Raw genomic sequence first — 15,821 nt, 5'->3', positions numbered from 1 at the left:
ATGATCGTCGTCACCGCCGCCGTGTTCTGGGGGCTGCGCTGATGGCCGACGACGTTAAACGCAGGATCGCCGCCCTTCTGGGAATGACCAAAGCCCGCGGTTGTTCGGAAGCCGAAGCGATGGCCGCCGCCGAAAAAGCGGCGCAACTGATGCAGGAACACGGGTTGACCGAAGCTGATGTCCTGTTCGGGAAGGCCTCGGCGAAGTCGAAGACGAACGGTAACGGGGCGCGCGATCCGCTCTGGGGGACGCTGGCCCGCAACACCAACACCGCGCTGATTTATGAGTTTGGTCGGGCAACATTTGTCGGAGCCGGACCCGGCCCTGAGATTGCGGCTTATCTTTTCGTCGTGCTCGGCCGGGCGATTGATGGTGCGATTGCCGAATACAAGGGCTCGCAGAATTACAAGCGCCGCCGGTCGATCGACAGCAAACGTCGCGCTGTCCAGGACTTCACGCATGCCATGGTGCGGCGTCTGCAGATGAAGCTTGAGGCGCTGTTTGAAGGTGTCAGATCGTCCGAAGCGCGCAGCCTCGCCATGTCGGCGCGGGACCAGATGTTTCCAGGCGGCACGCCGGTCAGGGGTCCCGCGCCCGCCAAGCTGCGCAACGGCAAGGCGCTGCTCGCGGGGCTTGCGGCCGGGGAGAGAGTGGAACTTTCGCACGGTGTCGCCGGAGCGAAAAATTGCCTCTCACTTTCTGTCAACGAACCGGACTAAAATGGTCCTACCCCTGACGCTTTCCCCTCACGCGCCCCGGAGATTATCATGACCCTCAGCCCTGACGTGCCCGAGTCGCTTGTCGATGTGGCGGAAACCTTTGGGCTTGGCGTTGCCCTCAGTCTCATGCAACATTTCGGGGGGCAGGAAGTCGAGTTTCCGCGCCGCAAGCCCTCGGCCGAGCTGGTGAAGGTCCTGGGCGAGGGTGTCGCGGCGCAACTCTGCCATTTCCTGTCCGGGCAGCGGCTCTATGTGCCCCACGGCCGCAGCAGGATGCGCCGTCTCGATGTGCAGCGGCTGGCCGACACCGGGCGCGGGCGGCGCGAGATCGCCGCCACGCTCGGGATCTCACAGCGCCATGTCAGGCGGCTGGCGAACAGGCCGCCCGATCAGCTCCCCCTCTTTCCCGACGACTGACCCCCGGACCTGTGTCCGGGGGTTTTGCTTTCGCGCGCGTGCCAGAGGTTGGAAAACGCGCGGAGCAAGAAATGCAGACCAGCGATAAAGGCGTCGAGGCGCTTGAGCTCGAAGAAGGCAATGTCCTGCGGGCCTATCGGTGCCCCGCGGGCAAATGGACGATCGGGCCGGGCCTGACTGCCGCCTCGGGCGTCATTACTCCGAAGGCTGGCATGGTCATCACCGCCCAGCAATCGCGCGATCTGACCAAGAAAGCGTTGGCCGCGAAGTATGAGCCCCGTGTCGCCCTGGTGATGACCGGGGCCAAGCAGCACGAATTCGACGCGGGCGTTCTGTTCGATTGGAACACCGGGGCGATCCAGAAGGCGTCGTGGGTGCCGCTTTGGGCGCGCAAGGCCGGAAAAGCGGCGATTTCCGAGAAATTCCGCCTGTGGAACAAGGGTGGCGGCAAGGTGCTTCCCGGGCTGGTCAAGCGGCGCGATCGGGAACTGCGCATCCTGTTCGATGCGGAATATCCGGTGCTGCTGGAAATTGGCCGTCCTTCGGTCAGCCTTGCAAGATGGGTGCTGAAGCTCAATTTCGACGAAAAGCTGAACGCGATGACGGCCTTTGGAAAGCTCGGCTACAAAGTCGGGCTCGATTCCCTCGCCATTCCCGCGGCCGAGATCCGCCGCTTCCAGGCCGATCACGGTCTGACGATCGATGGCAAGATCGGCCGGGCCACCCTGTCCACCCTGCAACGGCGTCTCGATGCTGCCGAGAAGGCCAAGCCCGTCGCCTTGGCGAGTGTCAGCACCACGGCCACCGGCGTCAGCGCCACGGCTCCGACCGGCATGTCGGACATCACTGACTGGATCGCCGCGCAGCCTTGGGCGATCGGCGCTGCGGCCGCGGTGATCGGGCTGTGGGGCCTGTGGCTCGCGTGGGCCTACCGCGACGTGATCGCCGCGAAAATCCAAGGCCGCGCGCCGCGCCTGGCCGCGACCCTGAGGAGCTTCTGATGTCCGCCCTTGTTGCCCTGGCCGGATCGGCCGGCCTGAAAGTCGTCGAAAAGATCGTCGCCCGCAAATTCGGCGACGGCGCCGGTCAGCTTGCCGGTGATATTCTCGGTGCGATCGCCGATCAGGTCGGTGTGCCGGTGGATCAACTCGACCAGGCGGCCGAGGATCAGCCCGCGGTGGTCACCCAGGCTTTGCGCACGGTCGAGGAGCGCAGCCCGGAACTGATCGCCCTTTATGCTTCGGGGCTGGAGCTGCAGAAGGCGCAGCTGGCGGCCGAGGCCTCCGAACCGCTCTGGATGCGCGCCTGGCGCCCGGCCGGGATGTATCTGCTGGCGGCGCTCTGGCTGTGGTCGGTGATCGTGCTGCATGTCGTCAACGCCGCGTTCGGGACCGCGATGCCGCAGATGTCCGTTGACCAGCTGCTGACGCTTTCGGGGATTTACATGGGTCTTTACATGGGCGGGCACACGGCCAAAGACATGGTCGCGAAATGGGCGGGGGCGCAGAAATGACCGCACTGCCCAGCCATCCCGCCGTGCCCCCGCATGTCGCCGAGTCGATCGAGCGCGCCCACAAGCGCATCGACCGGCACGAAGAGCGGATCCAACGGATCGAGCTCGACGGGGCGACCATGGCCGAATGGCGCAAGAACACCACCGAAACGCTCAAGTCGATCCGGTCTGGCATCACTTGGCTCATCACCCTGATCCTGGGCGGGCTCTTGGCCGCCGTCATCAAGTTCGTCATCTCGGGAGGCCTCAATGGCGCGCAATAACGAGGATGTGCGCCGCAAGGCCCGCTCGGACTATGTCTTCCGGCGCTTTACCGCCGCCACCATCGCCGCCGCTTACGGCATTTCCGAGGCGACGGTCGGGCGCTGGAAGAAAGCCGCCAAGGAACAGGGCGACGACTGGGACAAGGCCCGCACCGCCCATGTGATCGCTGGCGAAGGCGTCGAGGCCGTGGTTTCGACCGTGGTCGAAGACTTCATGATCCAGGCGCAAGAGATCCTCGAAGAGATCAAGTCCGGAAGCCATACGACGCAGGAAAAGGTGTCGATGCTCGTCTCCCTTTCGGACGCGATGACGAAAATGGCCGCCAGCGCCAAGAAGTTCGCGCCGAAGATCTCGGAACTGGGCGTGGCGCAGCATGTCATGCGCGAGATGCTGGATTTCGTGCGCGAGCACTTCCCCCACCATTCGGCCGCGATCCTCGAGATCATCGAGCCCTTCAGTGAGCGGCTGGCCGAGATCTACACGTCATGACCCGGCGGCCGAAGCTGAAGGCCGCCGTCAGCTCGAAGGACTTCCGCGAAAAGATCGCGGAAATGGCGAGCGAATTTGCCCGCCATATCGAACTGAGCGTCGAGGCCTTCGCGCCCGATCCGGCCGCCAAAAAAGAGCGACTGCGCCGGGTGGCCGAGGCCGACGGCTTCCAGTTCTTCATGGAAACCTACTTGCCCCACTATGTGAAGGGCGAGCACAGCCTGTTCCACCAGCACATCTTCGCCCGGGTGCCGGAAATCCTCGCCTCTGAAAAGGGCGTGCGGGATCTCTTCGTCGCGCCGCGCGGGGCCTCCAAATCGACGCACCTGTCTCTGGGCTTCGCGCTTTACTGCATCATGCGCGGGCTCAAGCGCTACATCATCGAGGTCTGCGACGTCTATGAACAGGCGGCGCTTTTGATCGAGGCGATCAAGGCCGAACTGACGACGAACGTCCGGCTGCAGTGCGATTTTCCTGACGCATTCGGCCAGGGGCGCCTGTGGCGCGAGGGCGAGATCGTCACGCGCAACAACATCCGCGTCGAAGGCCTGGGCGCCGCCAAGAAGATCCGTGGCCGCCGTCATGGCCCGTATCGGCCCGATCTGCTGTTCCTGGACGACATCGAGAACGACGAACAGGTGCGCAGCCCCGAGCAGCGCACCAAGCTTTGGAACTGGATCTATCGCGCCGCGCTGAAGGTCGGCCCGCCCGACGGCAGCATGGATGTGATCTGGGTCGGCACGGTGTTGCACTTCGACGCCGTTATCGTGCGCGCCGCGAAGGCGCCCGGATGGCGCGTGACCGAGTTCCAGGCGGTGGTGAAGTTCCCCGACCGGATGGACCTGTGGGACCGGTTCGAAGAGGTCTATCACAACGACGGCGAAGACGCGGCCAAGGCGTTTTACGAGGCGCGCAAGGCCGAGATGGATCAGGGCGCGGTGGTCAACTGGCCCTCGGTGCAGTCGCTGCTGTTCCTGATGCTGGAGCGCGCGGCCGACAAAGCCGCCTTCCAGACCGAATATCAGAACCAGCCGATCAGCGAGGGGAACCCGTTTGGCGATCTGACCTATTGGGTGCAGCCGCTGCGGGAATGGATCTTCTTCGGCGCGATCGACCCGAGCCTTGGCAAGGCTGGCAAGGGGCGCGACCCGTCAGCAATCCTGATCGGCGGCTTCGACCGGCTGGCCGGGAAGCTTGATGTGGTCGAAGCCTCGATCCGCAAGCGCCTGCCCGATCTGATCATCGCCGACACGATCGCCCTGCAGCGCGAATATCGGGCGCTGATGTGGTTCGTTGAAACGGTTCAGTTTCAGGAGTTCCTGCGCACCGAGCTGATGACGCGGGCCGCCCGCGATGGCGTTGGCATCTCGGCCGTGCCGATCACGCCCTCGGCCGACAAGGACCTGCGCATCGAGCGCCTGCAGCCGCCGGTGGCTGCGGGGCTGATCCGGTTCAGCACCGCGCATCGCACGCTGATTGACCAGCTGCAGCAATGGCCGAACGGCGATCACGATGACGGGCCGGATGCGCTCGACATGCTTTGGCAGAACACCCTGTTCTACGCTGGCAAGGGCGGTGGCGGTGGCGTGATGCTGACCTCCGGCGCGTCTTCGAGCAGCGAGAAGTTGGGCGGCTATCGGCTGAGGAGAGGGTGATGTTCGCAATCGAGCTTATTGTGATTTCGGTGCTTTGTGGCTTCGGCCTCGTGATCGGTGGCCGGTTGGGTTGGGATGCGTCCAACGCGCTCGATCGGCTTGGAGCGCATGTTGTGCAACAAGCACGCCTCTGGAAACGGAGAGGGTGATGGGCGCGCTCGGTTCAAAATTGCGGACACTTGAAGGCGGAGGCCTCATGTTTCGCTGCCCGGGTTGCGGCGAGCCGCACATGGTCACGGTTGGCGAGGGCGCCGGGCCGCGCTGGGGCTGGAATGGCAGCGGCGACGCGCCGACGTTTACGCCATCAATCCTTGTGACGTGGAGTGATCCGAGCGATGTGCCGGAGGAATTTGACGACACATCGAAGGACATCAAGCGCGTCTGCCATTCTTTCATCACCGATGGGTGCATCCAGTTCCTGGGCGACTGCACGCACTCACTTGCCGGTCAGACCGTCGATCTGCCCGATTGGAAGGATGCTGAATGATCCGCATCGACCAAGACCGGCATATCAACCCCGCCTTCGTCGCCTCGATGGAGTGGGACCATCGGCACTACATGAACGGGAGCGACAGCGTCCTGATCATCACCATGTGGGATGGCAAGGTTCACAGGGTCAAGCATCAACCGTGGTATTTGAACGGCCCTGACGCCCATAAAGTCGAGCGCGAGATCCTCGCCGCCATGGAAAAAGGGGATGCCCCGTGAGCCGCCGTCACCGCAAGCCTCGCCCGACCGCTTTCGCCGAGCAGCCCCGCAAGAACCTGCCCGCTGCGGCCACGGCGCTGATCGCCAATGCCCGGAACGACATCACCATCCCGTTTTTCAGCGGGGTGCTGCAGAATTCTGACGACACGCTGCTGAGCCAGGGCGGCGGCAAGGGGCTGAAGATCTATGACGAGATCGAGCGCGACACCCATGCCGGGGCCATGCTCGAAAAGCGCAAGGGGGCGCTGATCTCGCGCGAGTGGAAGGTCGAGGCCGGGGGCGACCGCCCGATCGACAAGGCCGCGGCCGAGCTGGTCCGCGAAATGATCGGGGCGTTGCCCTTTGACCAGGTCTGCAAGGGCCTGCTCGACGCAACCCTGAAGGGCTATGCGGTGAGCGAAGTGGTCTGGGGCCGCGACGGCGCCCGGATCAAGCCGGTGAAGATCAAGTCGATCGACCAGCGCCGCTTTGTCTTCGACACCGAATGGCGGCCGCGGCTGCTGACCTGGACGGCGATGTCGGAAGGGATCGAGCTGCCCGAGCGGAAGTTCATTGTGCACCGCGTCGGTGTGAAGGGCGAAAACCCCTATGGGTTGGGGCTGGGCAGCCGTCTGTTCTGGCCGGTGCTCTTCAAGCGTGAGGGCATCACCTTCTGGCTGCACTTCCTCGAAAAGTTCGCCGGGCCGACGATCGTGGGCAAAAGCCCGATCGGATCGCTGCCCGAGGAGCAGCGCAAGCTGCTGACCACGCTGCAGGGCGCCGTCACCTCGTCGGCCATTGTCGTGCCGATGGGCACCGATGCCGAGTTTCTGGAGGCGAGCCGCTCGGGCAGCGTGACCTATGAGCAGTTCCTGAACTACTGGGACCGGCAGATCTCGATCGCCACCACCGGCGAGACGCTGACGACGCAGGTAGGCGAGTCCGGCGGCAACCGCGCGCTTGGCGAAGTGCATATGGAAATGCTGGATATGCTGGCCGACGGTGACGGCGATCTGCTTTCGGGCACGCTGACCGAGCAGCTCCTGCAGTGGATTGTCGATTACAACCTTCCCGGGGCCGCCGTGCCGAAGATCTGGCGCGAACGGCCGAAGAACGCGCAAGCCGAGGCTGCGACGAAAAAGAGCCAGGCAGAGGCGAGCGAGGCGACCGCCAGGGCGATCCGCACCGTCGTTTCCGAGGCCGCTCGGTTCGAAGATGACGACGTGGCCCGGGAATACATCCTGTCGTTCGACATCACCCAGAGCCTGAGCGACAAGACGATCGATGCCCTGGTCGAGGCCCGGCGCACCTTCGGAACCGCGCCCGCCGCGCCCGATCCCTTCGTCACAGACGATCCGACCTTCGCGGCATCCTGGCTCAAAAAAAAAGCCTGACGCATCGGCACGTCTGCTTCGCTGAGCCGGGCGGGCCGGTCGAGCGGATCACCGATCAAGCCATCTCTGCGGCCGAGCGCCATTTCACCAAGCGCGTGGCCGCTGTGCGCAAGGCGATCGAGACGGCCGAGGATTTTGACGCAGCCGCCAGGGCCGTGCTGGAGATCGGCGCCACCTGGACGCCCGATGCGCTGGCCGCGCTCTTTTCCCAGGCGATGCAGCTGGCGGCGCTGGAGGGGCGCGAGGCGGTCTTCGCGGACTGGGAAGACGTCAGCTTTGCCGATGTCGATCTGACCCGTCAGGAGTTCCGCGAACAGATCGATTTCCTGACGCAAAAGCGGGGCAAGCCCACCACCGCCTGGACGGATGCGATGCAGGGCGATCACGACCGCGCCTTTGTCGTGGCGGGGGTCACCGACATGGCGATGCTGGAGGAGTTCCAGCAGGCGATCATCGAGGGCGCGCGCACTTACGACATCAAGGCCTTCGCGGACGAGTTCGACCGTCTCGTCGAAAAATACGGCTGGTCCTACAACGGCGGGCGCGAATGGCGCATCCGCACCATTTTCGAGACGAACATCCGCACGAGCTACATGGCCGGGAGGTTGCGGCAGATGCGCGATCCGGATGTGGTCAAGGTGCGGCCCTATTGGCAATACCGCCACGGAGAAACCCGGGTGCCGCTGAACCCGCGGCCGGAGCACACCTCCTGGCACAACCTGGTGCTGTTCTGGAACGATCCGTGGTGGGATGCGCATTTCCCGCCGAACGATTGGGTCTGCAGCTGCGGTGTGCGGACGCTCTCGCGCGGTGATCTGCGGCGCATGGGCAAGGACGGGCCGGACAAGGCACCTGAGACTTCGATGGTCAAGCACATCGACAGGGCCACTGGTGCGGTGATCGAGCTTCCCGAGGGGATCGGCTACGGCTGGGATTACATGCCGGGCGATCTGTGGGAGCGCGGCCTTGTGCCGTCGGCGCTCCTCAATGACGGGGGTGCGATCTTGACCGGAGATCTGAAAGGGCATCATGTCGTGTCGATCGACAAAGCGGAGCCGATGGCGGATCTGCTTGCGGCATCGGTGCCGTTCACGGCAGAGCGCATGCCTGAAGGTCTCCCTGAGCCTGATTATCTGAGGGCATTCCTTGAGCCATTTGGCGCCGACGTCGGGAAAGCTGCGCTTTGGGAGGACAAATCCGGAGCGACGATCGTCATTTCCGAGCAGCTTTTCCTTGAACACTCTGGAGCGTCGAAGCTCATGAAACGCGGCCGCGGTGAATATGCGGCGCTCTTGGCTGAAGCGATCATGAACCCGGATGAAATCTGGATGGGCGTGCGCGCGGTACCAGTTGACGCAGTCTCCGGATACTTCCCGGCTTATGAAGAGCTCATGGTGACGCGGCGCTACATCAAAGTCGATCAGACGACTTCGCTGCAAGTGCTGTTTGAGGTCGGGCGCAAGGCGTGGGGAGCAGTCACCGGTTACGCATCCTTCAACCGTGCCAAGCCGGACTACAGCCACATCGACAAGCAAAGGGTCGGAAAGCTGCTCTGGAAACGAAAGCGGCCCGGGTGATCGGGTCGCAGCACCGAAGCGGCTAGAAGGGCAGTCACCGCCGCACCGCTTCGACACCAGAAATATAGCCGAAACCAAGGGAGATTTCAACGATGACGGGCATAAGCATCTCGGTTGAGCTGCAGGAGGCCACCGCGCGCCAGGCGCTGCGGGATCTGCTGGCACGGATGGAAAATCCCCGCGGGTTCTACAAGGGGGTCGGCGAGCTGCTGCTGGCTTCGACCAGCACGCGGTTCAAAACCGAAACCGGTCCAGACGGAAAACCGTGGACGCCCTTGAAACCGGCGACAATCCGGGCGCGAACGAAGGCCGGACAGCTGCCGCTGACAATTCTGCGATCGAATACGAAAGGCAAGTCCGGCTCGTCTCTGGCCGGGTCGATCAACTACATCGCCTCCGATGACGAACTGCGCATCGGATCGCCGGTGGCATACGCCGCAATCCACCAGCTGGGCGGCACGATCGAGAAGCAAGCGGGCAGCCGTTACATGGTCGGGCGGCGCTTTGCCAAACGCGACAAGGAGGGTGGCAAGGACGTGGCGATCAAGGCGCACACGATCACCATTCCGGCCCGGCCCTATATCGGGATCTCGGCGGCGGATCAGGAGGGGATCCTGGAACAGGCGCAGGACTGGCTGGAGGGCTGAGGTGGCCGCGTCGCTGATTGCGCCGCTGATGGGTCCAGTCATTGTGCGGCCCCGGATGCACGTCAGAAGCCATCCCGCCCCGTTAGCCCCCCGTTAGGATTGCTCTGCGCGCCAATCCGAAGCGACCCGGGCGAAGACCATTGCGTGAGCGGCGTCGCCGCGCCTATGATCTGACCAAGAGGCCACCACGCGATGCCCCCGGACCTGTGTCCGGGGGTTTTGCATTCGGGCCTGTGCGAAGGGTTGTCCGTCACCAAGGACGGACCCATGACCGAGACCAGCCCCGCCCCCCTCACCGCGCGCATCGAGGTTTTTCGCCCCGGCACTTTCACGCCGATGGAAGGCGCGGCCATCACCTATTCCGCGGGCGATCTGCGGGCGATTGCCGACGCCTATGACCCCGAGACCGCCCCCGCGCCGATCGTCGTCGGGCATCCGGATACTGACGCCCCGGCCTATGGCTGGATCAAATCGTTCCATTACGACGCCAAAACCGAGCGCCTCTTTGCGGATCTGCACGAGATCGAGCCGCAGTTCGCGGATCTGGTGAAGGGTGGGCGGTTCAAGAAGGTCTCGATGGCGTTCTTCAGCCCGGGCCAGCCGCACAATCCTGTGCCGGGCACCTGGTATCCGAAGCATGTCGGGTTTCTGGGCGCGGCTGCTCCGGCGGTCTCCGGGCTGCGCAACGTCAAGTTTTCCGGCCGTGCCGATACCGTCTTCACCTCGGCCTTCGGCGAGCGCGGCTTCGAGGAGACCGCCTCGATCCTGCGCGGCCTGCGCGACTTCTTCATCGAGAAATTCGGCCTGGAAGAGGCGGACAAGGTTCTGCCGTCCTACCGGCTCGAATGGCTGAGCGAGATCGAAATCCACCCCAAGCCCGAGCCGATGTTCTCGGGCGAGCAACACCCCAAGAAGGAGCCCGCTGTGACCCAGCCCGACCCGGCCTTCGCCGCGCGCGAAGCCGAAATCGCCGCGCGCGAGGCGGCGGTTGCCGCCCGCGAAGCCGCCGCCCGTCACGATGAAAACGTCGCCTTTGCCGAGGGGCTGATCGCCGATGGCAAGCTCTTGCCCGCGGTCAAGGATCAGACCGTCGCCGTCCTCGATGCGCTGCCCCTGGGCGCGACCGTCGCTTTTGCCGAGGGCGGCGCGCAGGTCGATCTGGCCAAGGCGCTGCGCGACATCCTGTCGGCCCAGCCGAAGGTGGTGACCTTCGGCGAAACCGATCTGGGCAAAGATCCCGGCACCGCGACGCCCGTTCAGTTCGCGGCCGACGGCAAGGCCGTCGATGCCGAGGCGCTCTCCCGCCACGAAAAGGCGCTGGCCCATCAGCGCGCCCACCCCGGCACGGACTATCTCGACGCCGTGCGCGCCGTTTCCTGATCAGAGGTCAACATGATCCGTTCCTACCACGCCATCCTGACCCTCACCGCCTCGGTGACCGCGATCTGCTCCGCCGGTGACCTGATCGGCTTTGACGACGCGCCGATCACCGCCGCCAACGCAGCCGTCAAGGGTGTCGCGCAGTACCCCGCCACCGAGGTCGGCATGCCGATCGCCATCACCGCGGCCGGGACCGAAACCGTCACCGCGAAAGCGACCATCGCGAAAGGCGATCCGCTGTGTTCCGCTGCTGGCGGTGGCGTGCGCAAGGCGGTTGTCGGCACCGACGCGAACATCTTCGCCACCGCTCTGACGGCCGCGGCCGCGGGCGAGCTCGTCCAAATCCTGATCCGCTGAGGAGACCCCCATGGCCCCGCCCGTCAACGTCCGTACCGCCGCCGTCGTCGATCCGATCCTTTCGACCCATGCGCGCGGCTATCGCAATTCGGAATTCATCTCGCACCTGCTCTTTCCGCGGGTGACGATCCCCAACCGCTCGATGCGCGTCCTGAAGTTCGGCAAGGAAGCTTTCCGGATGCTGAACACCCGCCGGGCGCCCGGCGCGGACAAGAAGCGCGTGCAGTATGGCTACGCCTCGGACCCGGTGGCGCTCGTTCAGGACGCGCTCGAAGGCGTGGTGCCGATCGAACACCAGCAAGAGGCGGAATCCATCCCGGGCGTCGATCTGGGCGCGGGCGCCGTCAACATGGTGCTGAACGTCATCGATCTGGGCCATGAATATGCGGCGGCGCAGCTGGCGCGCACGGCGGCCAATTATGACGCGAACCACAAACTCGCGCTCACCGGTACCGCGCGCTGGACGTCGGACCTGTCGAACCCGAAAGCGGATGTCGATGCTGGGAAGGAAGCGATCCGGCGCTCGATCGGGCGCTATCCGAACACGATCACGCTGGGGCCGACGGCTGCGAACGCGGCGAAGAACCACCCCAAGATCAAGGAGCAGTTCAAGTACACCTCGAAGGACAGCATCACGCTTGACATGCTGGCGGCCTATTTCGAGGTGAAGCGCGTGCTGCTTGGCGCCGCGGTCTGGCTGCCCGAAAACGCGACCGACGACACGATGGCCAGCGATGTCTGGGGCGATGACGTGATCCTCTCCTATGTCCCCGATACCGGCGACAACTTCCAGGTGCCCGCCTACGGCTACACCTACGAACTGGCGGGCTATCCGCAGGTTCAGCAGCCCTACTTCGAGCGCAGCTGCGACAGCTGGATCTACCCGACCACGGTCGAGCGTCGGCCCTATCTGGTGGGCGCCGAAGGGGGGTTCCTGCTGCAGAACGCCGGGGCCGCGGCCTGATCGGCGGTCGGTTTCAGGAGCGGGCGGTTCGCCGCCCGCTTGCTCAAACCGACAGGAGCCGTTGATGGAAGACAAAATCGAAGTGGTACTGATCGGCCCCGCGAAGATCCGCGATGCGGTGAAGCGTCCCGGTGACAAGGTCCGCGTGACCGATGCCGAGCGCGAGCAGCTGCGCGCCGCGGGTGTGCTGGCCGAGGATGCGGCGGGGCTGATCGAGAATGCTGACGTCGCGGCGGATCTGAATGCCGTGATCGTCGATTGGCAGGCCCGCGCGCTCTCGGCCGAGGCGCAGCTCAAGCTGCTTGAGGCCCGCGTGATCGAGCTCCAGGGCGGGCCGCTTCCGGTCGCCGAAGATGCTGACGGCACTTGGCCCATCGAAAACGAAAGCGCCCCGGTCGCGCCCGTCGATCCGAATACCCGCCCGGTGAGCGGCACCGAAGACAGCCTCGAACCCGTCCAGGCGGAAGAACAGGCCGAGGTGCAACCGGTCGAAGAAGATCCCGAAGCCGCCAAGACCACGCCGAAAGCGGGACGCGGCAAGGCGAAGGGCTGAGGGGCCCATCGCCCGCGCCGGGGGCGGCGATCAGATCGCCCCCGGCATTTCGAACGCGACGAGGTCGAAGATGAGCACGCATGAAGGTCTGCCGGTCGCCGGTTACAAGCCGCAAAGCGGCGAAGCTTTGGCAGTGGTGAACGGCAACAAGTGGCTGGAAGAGCTGCTGCTGCGCCGTCTCGATGTGCTGGCCGCTGATCCGGCGATCGACAAGATATGGCTCCAGATCGGCCGCACCGCGATCGAACAGGGCTTCATGGCCGTGAACCGGGCCGTGTTCCAGCCCGGCCGCGCCGAGATCGAGGTGGATCCCGCCGCGGTATTTACGGAACTCGGCAAGCTCTTCGGTGAGGTCGCCTGATGTCCTACGCGACGCTCGATGACCTGATCGACCGCGCGGGCGAGGCCGAGCTGCGCCAGATCGCCGACCGCGACCGCGACGGCGTGATCGACGCCGATGTCGTCGCGTCCGCGCTGGCCACGGCCGATGCCGCGATCGACGGCTATGTCGGCGCGAAATACGCCCTGCCGCTGCCCTCGGTGCCGTCGATCGTGCGCGGCTGGGCCGTCAGCATCGCCCGCTACACGCTGCATCGCAATGGTGCCCCCGATCATGTTGGCCAAGACTACAAGGATGCGATCCTCGCCCTGAAGGATGTCTCGCGCGGGCTGATCACCCTGCCGGTCGCGGCGGGAGAGACGGCGGCGGCGGTCTCGGGCGGCACTGTCATGGCGGCCCATCCCGAGCCGGTCTTCACGCCCGCCCGGCTGGCAGGGTGGCGCTGATGCTCGCGGACCTCTTGAGCCATCTGACTTCTCATCTCAGCGATCCCCGCTGGGCCGGTGTCGATGTCGCCGAGAATATCGATGCGCTCGCCGACCGCGCCGGTCAGGTCAAGAGCGGCACCGCGATCATCATGCCCTGGACCGAGACCGGGCGTCCGCAGACCCTGATGGGGGGCGGCTTCCGGCAATGGGTCGAGGTGCAGTTCGTCGTCGGCATCGTTGTGCGCCTTTACGACGGGGTGATGGGGGGCGAGCGCGCGATGGCCTTCGACGCCTATCGCTCCGACATCGAGGCCGCTTTGGCGGGCGTCGTGATCCCCGGCTTCGTTGAGCCCTGCGAGCTGGTCGGCGGCGAAACGAGCCCGATCAGCACGGGCGTCAGCATTTACGCACAAACCTGGGCGACCGCCCGTTTCCTGACAGGAGCCTGACCATGGACCAGCCCACCGAAGGCGGCCGTTACCTGCGCGATCCCGAAACGGGTGCGCTGACCCGCGTCGAGGAAGATGACGCCCCGGCATCCGAGACGCCCCCGTCGGCGGCGGGAGAGGATCAGGGCGACCTCTCGACTGATGCCGCCGCCGACACGATCCCCGCCGCCCCCGCGGCCCAGACCCGGAAAGGACGCTGACCATGGCATCCCGCCGCTGGCCGACGCTGGCCATGCTCCACAAGATCGAAACGACCCAGGGCGTGGATGCGACCCCCGCGGCCGCGAACGCGCTCATCGCCACCAACATCACCTTCACGCCCATCGAGGCGACCGAGGTCTCGCGCGATCTGATGCTGCCCTACATGGGCAACCAGGGCGCGATCCTGACGGCGATGTATGGCAAGCTCGAATTCGAGATCGAGATCGCAGGCGGCGGCGCCGCTGGCACCGCCCCGAAATACGGCTCGATCCTGCGGGTCTGCGGGCTGAGCGAGACCGTCACGGCCGCGACCAAGGTCGAATATGCGATCGTCGAAGCGGCCCAGGAGAGCGGGACGCTCTATTTCAACTCGGACGGCGTCCAGCACATCTTCCTGGGCGGCCGTGCCAACGTCTCGATGAACTTCGTTCCGAAGCAGATCCCGAAGTTCAAGTTCAGCTTCATGGGCATGCTCGGGACCGTGACCGATGTCGCCCTTCCTGCGGTGACCATGACCGGCTGGACGACGCCGGTGCCGGTTTCGAAAGCGAACGATGTCTTCTCGCTGCATGGCTACACCGGCGGGGCCGAAAGCCTGTCGCTCGATCTGGGCAATACGGTGACGCCGCGGTTCCTGATCGGCTCCGAGGAGATGAAGATCACCGATCGGAAAGCCAGCGGCACGGCCGTCGTGGTCGCCGACACAATCGCCACCAAAGACTGGTTCACCTTGGCCAAGGCCTCGACCCGGGGCGCGCTGTCGATCGTGCACGGCACCACGGCGGGCAACATCGTCGAGATCACCGCCCCGGCCGTCGAGATCGGCAAGCCCGCGCAGGGCCAGACCGACAACGTCGCGAACTACAGCCTGCCGCTGCGGTTCTGCCCGGTCTCGGGCCGTGACGAAATCAAGATCATCGTGCGCTGACATGCGCCACCGCCTCGGCTGTTTCCTCATTCGCGTCGGCTTTTTGCTGGTCGGCGAAGAGGTTCGCGAAGAAGCGTTCCGCCTTCTCGGGATTGCGGGCCGCAAGAACATCATCTGAGACAGGATCAGACCATGACGAAATTCGTGATGACCGACAAGCATCTCTACTGGTGGCCGGTGACGGTGCGTGTGCCCGATCCGGACAATGCTGGCACGTTCGTCGAGCAGAGCTTCGAGATGCAGTTCGAGGCGCAACCGCGCGAAGTCCTGCTGGCGTGCCAGGAACGGCATGCCGCCGCGACGACGGATCGCGAGCGCATCGAGGCCGACAAGGAGCAGATGCGGATGTGCTGCCGCTCCTGGCGGGGCATCGTCGATGAGCGGGGCGCCGATGTGCCGTTCTCGGCCGAGCGTCTCGATGGCTTGGTCGGTCTGCCTTGGGGGCGGGCCGGGATCATGACCGCACTCGCCGAGGCCAACTTCGGCCAGGAGGCGAAGCGGGGAAACTGACGGCCGTCGCGCGCGCCTGGATCTGCGCGCGGCTGGGCCGGGTCGATCCAAGCCGACCTGTCGTGGCAACACCCGACATCGCCGCGCAGTTTGCTGCGATGGGGGCCGAGATCGAGCCCCCGTCACCGAGGATGTGATCGAGATCTGGCAGTGCCACGCGCGGACGGTCGCGGCCTTTTTCGACATCCAGACCCAGTGGCGGGTGACCGAGGTGCACGGCGCGCTGTGGTTGGGCCTCGACTATTCCGGTGTCGATGTCGCGCTGCGGCGGGGTGGATACGACGACGTGGATTTTGCGGATCTGCAGCTGATGGAGCGGGCTGCGATCGACGCTTTCGTGGGAAGATGA

24 protein-coding genes are annotated in these 15,821 nt (G+C 65.1%); all 24 read left to right on the top strand.

All coding sequences use genetic code 11. The features are described from left to right. Positions 1-41: 41 nt before the first annotated feature. The 24 genes from RCAP_RS04995 (at position 42) to RCAP_RS19520 (ending at position 15,821) form a co-directional block, all read left to right on the top strand. Positions 42-719 (top strand): DUF7168 domain-containing protein, encoded by a 678-nt coding sequence (locus RCAP_RS04995; RefSeq protein WP_013066733.1) that lies wholly within the window; start codon positions 42-44, stop codon positions 717-719. Between the two features lie 48 nt (positions 720-767). Then, a complete protein-coding gene (locus RCAP_RS04990) occupies positions 768-1,136 on the top strand; it encodes a helix-turn-helix domain-containing protein (RefSeq protein WP_013066732.1) in 369 nt (122 codons plus the stop codon). 71 nt (positions 1,137-1,207) lie between these two features. Next, entirely contained in the window at positions 1,208-2,137 is a 930-nt protein-coding gene (locus RCAP_RS04985) for a lysozyme (protein ID WP_013066731.1), read from the top strand. Then, positions 2,137-2,649 carry a 3TM-type holin gene (locus tag RCAP_RS04980; RefSeq protein WP_013066730.1) on the top strand — a complete coding sequence of 171 codons (513 nt, stop codon included), beginning with the start codon at positions 2,137-2,139 and terminating at the stop codon, positions 2,647-2,649. The genes RCAP_RS04985 and RCAP_RS04980 overlap by 1 nt, the downstream gene beginning before the upstream one ends. Further along, positions 2,646-2,912, top strand: a complete 267-nt coding sequence (locus RCAP_RS04975; protein ID WP_013066729.1) for a hemolysin XhlA family protein — start codon at positions 2,646-2,648, stop codon at positions 2,910-2,912. Before RCAP_RS04980 ends, RCAP_RS04975 begins: the two co-directional genes overlap by 4 nt. Further along, positions 2,899-3,402 carry a DUF1804 family protein gene (locus RCAP_RS04970; protein ID WP_013066728.1) on the top strand — a complete coding sequence of 168 codons (504 nt, stop codon included), beginning with the start codon at positions 2,899-2,901 and terminating at the stop codon, positions 3,400-3,402. Before RCAP_RS04975 ends, RCAP_RS04970 begins: the two co-directional genes overlap by 14 nt. Next, positions 3,399-5,057 carry a phage terminase large subunit gene (gene terL / locus RCAP_RS04965; RefSeq protein WP_013066727.1) on the top strand — a complete coding sequence of 553 codons (1,659 nt, stop codon included), beginning with the start codon at positions 3,399-3,401 and terminating at the stop codon, positions 5,055-5,057. The genes RCAP_RS04970 and terL overlap by 4 nt, the downstream gene beginning before the upstream one ends. Then, on the top strand, positions 5,057-5,206 hold the full coding sequence (locus RCAP_RS19525) for a hypothetical protein (RefSeq protein ID WP_016042341.1): 150 nt from the start codon (positions 5,057-5,059) through the stop codon (positions 5,204-5,206). The genes terL and RCAP_RS19525 overlap by 1 nt, the downstream gene beginning before the upstream one ends. After that, positions 5,206-5,544 carry a DUF6527 family protein gene (locus tag RCAP_RS04960; protein ID WP_016042342.1) on the top strand — a complete coding sequence of 113 codons (339 nt, stop codon included), beginning with the start codon at positions 5,206-5,208 and terminating at the stop codon, positions 5,542-5,544. Before RCAP_RS19525 ends, RCAP_RS04960 begins: the two co-directional genes overlap by 1 nt. Further along, complete coding sequence (locus RCAP_RS04955; RefSeq protein WP_013066725.1) at positions 5,541-5,765, top strand: hypothetical protein; 225 nt, start codon at positions 5,541-5,543, stop codon at positions 5,763-5,765. The genes RCAP_RS04960 and RCAP_RS04955 overlap by 4 nt, the downstream gene beginning before the upstream one ends. Next, positions 5,762-7,138, top strand: a complete 1,377-nt coding sequence (locus tag RCAP_RS04950) for a DUF935 domain-containing protein (RefSeq protein ID WP_013066724.1) — start codon at positions 5,762-5,764, stop codon at positions 7,136-7,138. Before RCAP_RS04955 ends, RCAP_RS04950 begins: the two co-directional genes overlap by 4 nt. 95 nt (positions 7,139-7,233) lie before the next feature. Further along, entirely contained in the window at positions 7,234-8,715 is a 1,482-nt protein-coding gene (locus RCAP_RS04945; RefSeq protein ID WP_013066723.1) for a PBECR2 nuclease fold domain-containing protein, read from the top strand. A 92-nt stretch (positions 8,716-8,807) separates the two neighbouring features. Further along, a complete protein-coding gene (locus RCAP_RS04940; RefSeq protein ID WP_013066722.1) occupies positions 8,808-9,362 on the top strand; it encodes a phage virion morphogenesis protein in 555 nt (184 codons plus the stop codon). Between the two features lie 267 nt (positions 9,363-9,629). Then, positions 9,630-10,742, top strand: coding sequence for a hypothetical protein (locus tag RCAP_RS04935; protein ID WP_013066721.1), 1,113 nt, complete (start codon positions 9,630-9,632; stop codon positions 10,740-10,742). Between the two features lie 12 nt (positions 10,743-10,754). Continuing rightward, a complete protein-coding gene (locus tag RCAP_RS04930; RefSeq protein ID WP_013066720.1) occupies positions 10,755-11,099 on the top strand; it encodes a DUF2190 family protein in 345 nt (114 codons plus the stop codon). Positions 11,100-11,109: 10 nt separating this feature from the next. Beyond that, the gene (locus RCAP_RS04925; RefSeq protein ID WP_013066719.1) at positions 11,110-12,063 is read left to right on the top strand and encodes a major capsid protein; all 954 of its coding nucleotides are present in this window, start codon (positions 11,110-11,112) and stop codon (positions 12,061-12,063) included. 64 nt (positions 12,064-12,127) lie between these two features. Beyond that, positions 12,128-12,616 carry a hypothetical protein gene (locus RCAP_RS04920; protein WP_013066718.1) on the top strand — a complete coding sequence of 163 codons (489 nt, stop codon included), beginning with the start codon at positions 12,128-12,130 and terminating at the stop codon, positions 12,614-12,616. A gap of 70 nt (positions 12,617-12,686) precedes the next feature. Then, positions 12,687-12,977, top strand: coding sequence for an Acb2/Tad1 domain-containing protein (locus RCAP_RS04915; protein ID WP_013066717.1), 291 nt, complete (start codon positions 12,687-12,689; stop codon positions 12,975-12,977). After that, on the top strand, positions 12,977-13,402 hold the full coding sequence (locus tag RCAP_RS04910; protein WP_013066716.1) for a gp436 family protein: 426 nt from the start codon (positions 12,977-12,979) through the stop codon (positions 13,400-13,402). The genes RCAP_RS04915 and RCAP_RS04910 overlap by 1 nt, the downstream gene beginning before the upstream one ends. Beyond that, positions 13,402-13,833 carry a phage tail terminator protein gene (locus RCAP_RS04905; RefSeq protein ID WP_013066715.1) on the top strand — a complete coding sequence of 144 codons (432 nt, stop codon included), beginning with the start codon at positions 13,402-13,404 and terminating at the stop codon, positions 13,831-13,833. Before RCAP_RS04910 ends, RCAP_RS04905 begins: the two co-directional genes overlap by 1 nt. 2 nt (positions 13,834-13,835) lie before the next feature. Beyond that, positions 13,836-14,033: a hypothetical protein gene (locus RCAP_RS04900; protein ID WP_013066714.1), complete on the top strand. Its 198-nt coding sequence runs from the start codon at positions 13,836-13,838 to the stop codon at positions 14,031-14,033. Between the two features lie 2 nt (positions 14,034-14,035). Further along, positions 14,036-14,962, top strand: coding sequence for a phage tail tube protein (locus RCAP_RS04895; protein ID WP_013066713.1), 927 nt, complete (start codon positions 14,036-14,038; stop codon positions 14,960-14,962). Between the two features lie 132 nt (positions 14,963-15,094). Continuing rightward, entirely contained in the window at positions 15,095-15,472 is a 378-nt protein-coding gene (locus RCAP_RS04890; protein WP_013066712.1) for a hypothetical protein, read from the top strand. Between the two features lie 133 nt (positions 15,473-15,605). Further along, on the top strand, positions 15,606-15,821 hold the full coding sequence (locus RCAP_RS19520) for a DUF1799 domain-containing protein (protein ID WP_013066711.1): 216 nt from the start codon (positions 15,606-15,608) through the stop codon (positions 15,819-15,821).

It is taken from the genome of Rhodobacter capsulatus SB 1003 (assembly GCF_000021865.1).
In the GTDB taxonomy this organism is placed as follows: domain Bacteria; phylum Pseudomonadota; class Alphaproteobacteria; order Rhodobacterales; family Rhodobacteraceae; genus Rhodobacter; species Rhodobacter capsulatus_B.
This window is presented reverse-complemented; position numbering and strand designations above follow the sequence as displayed.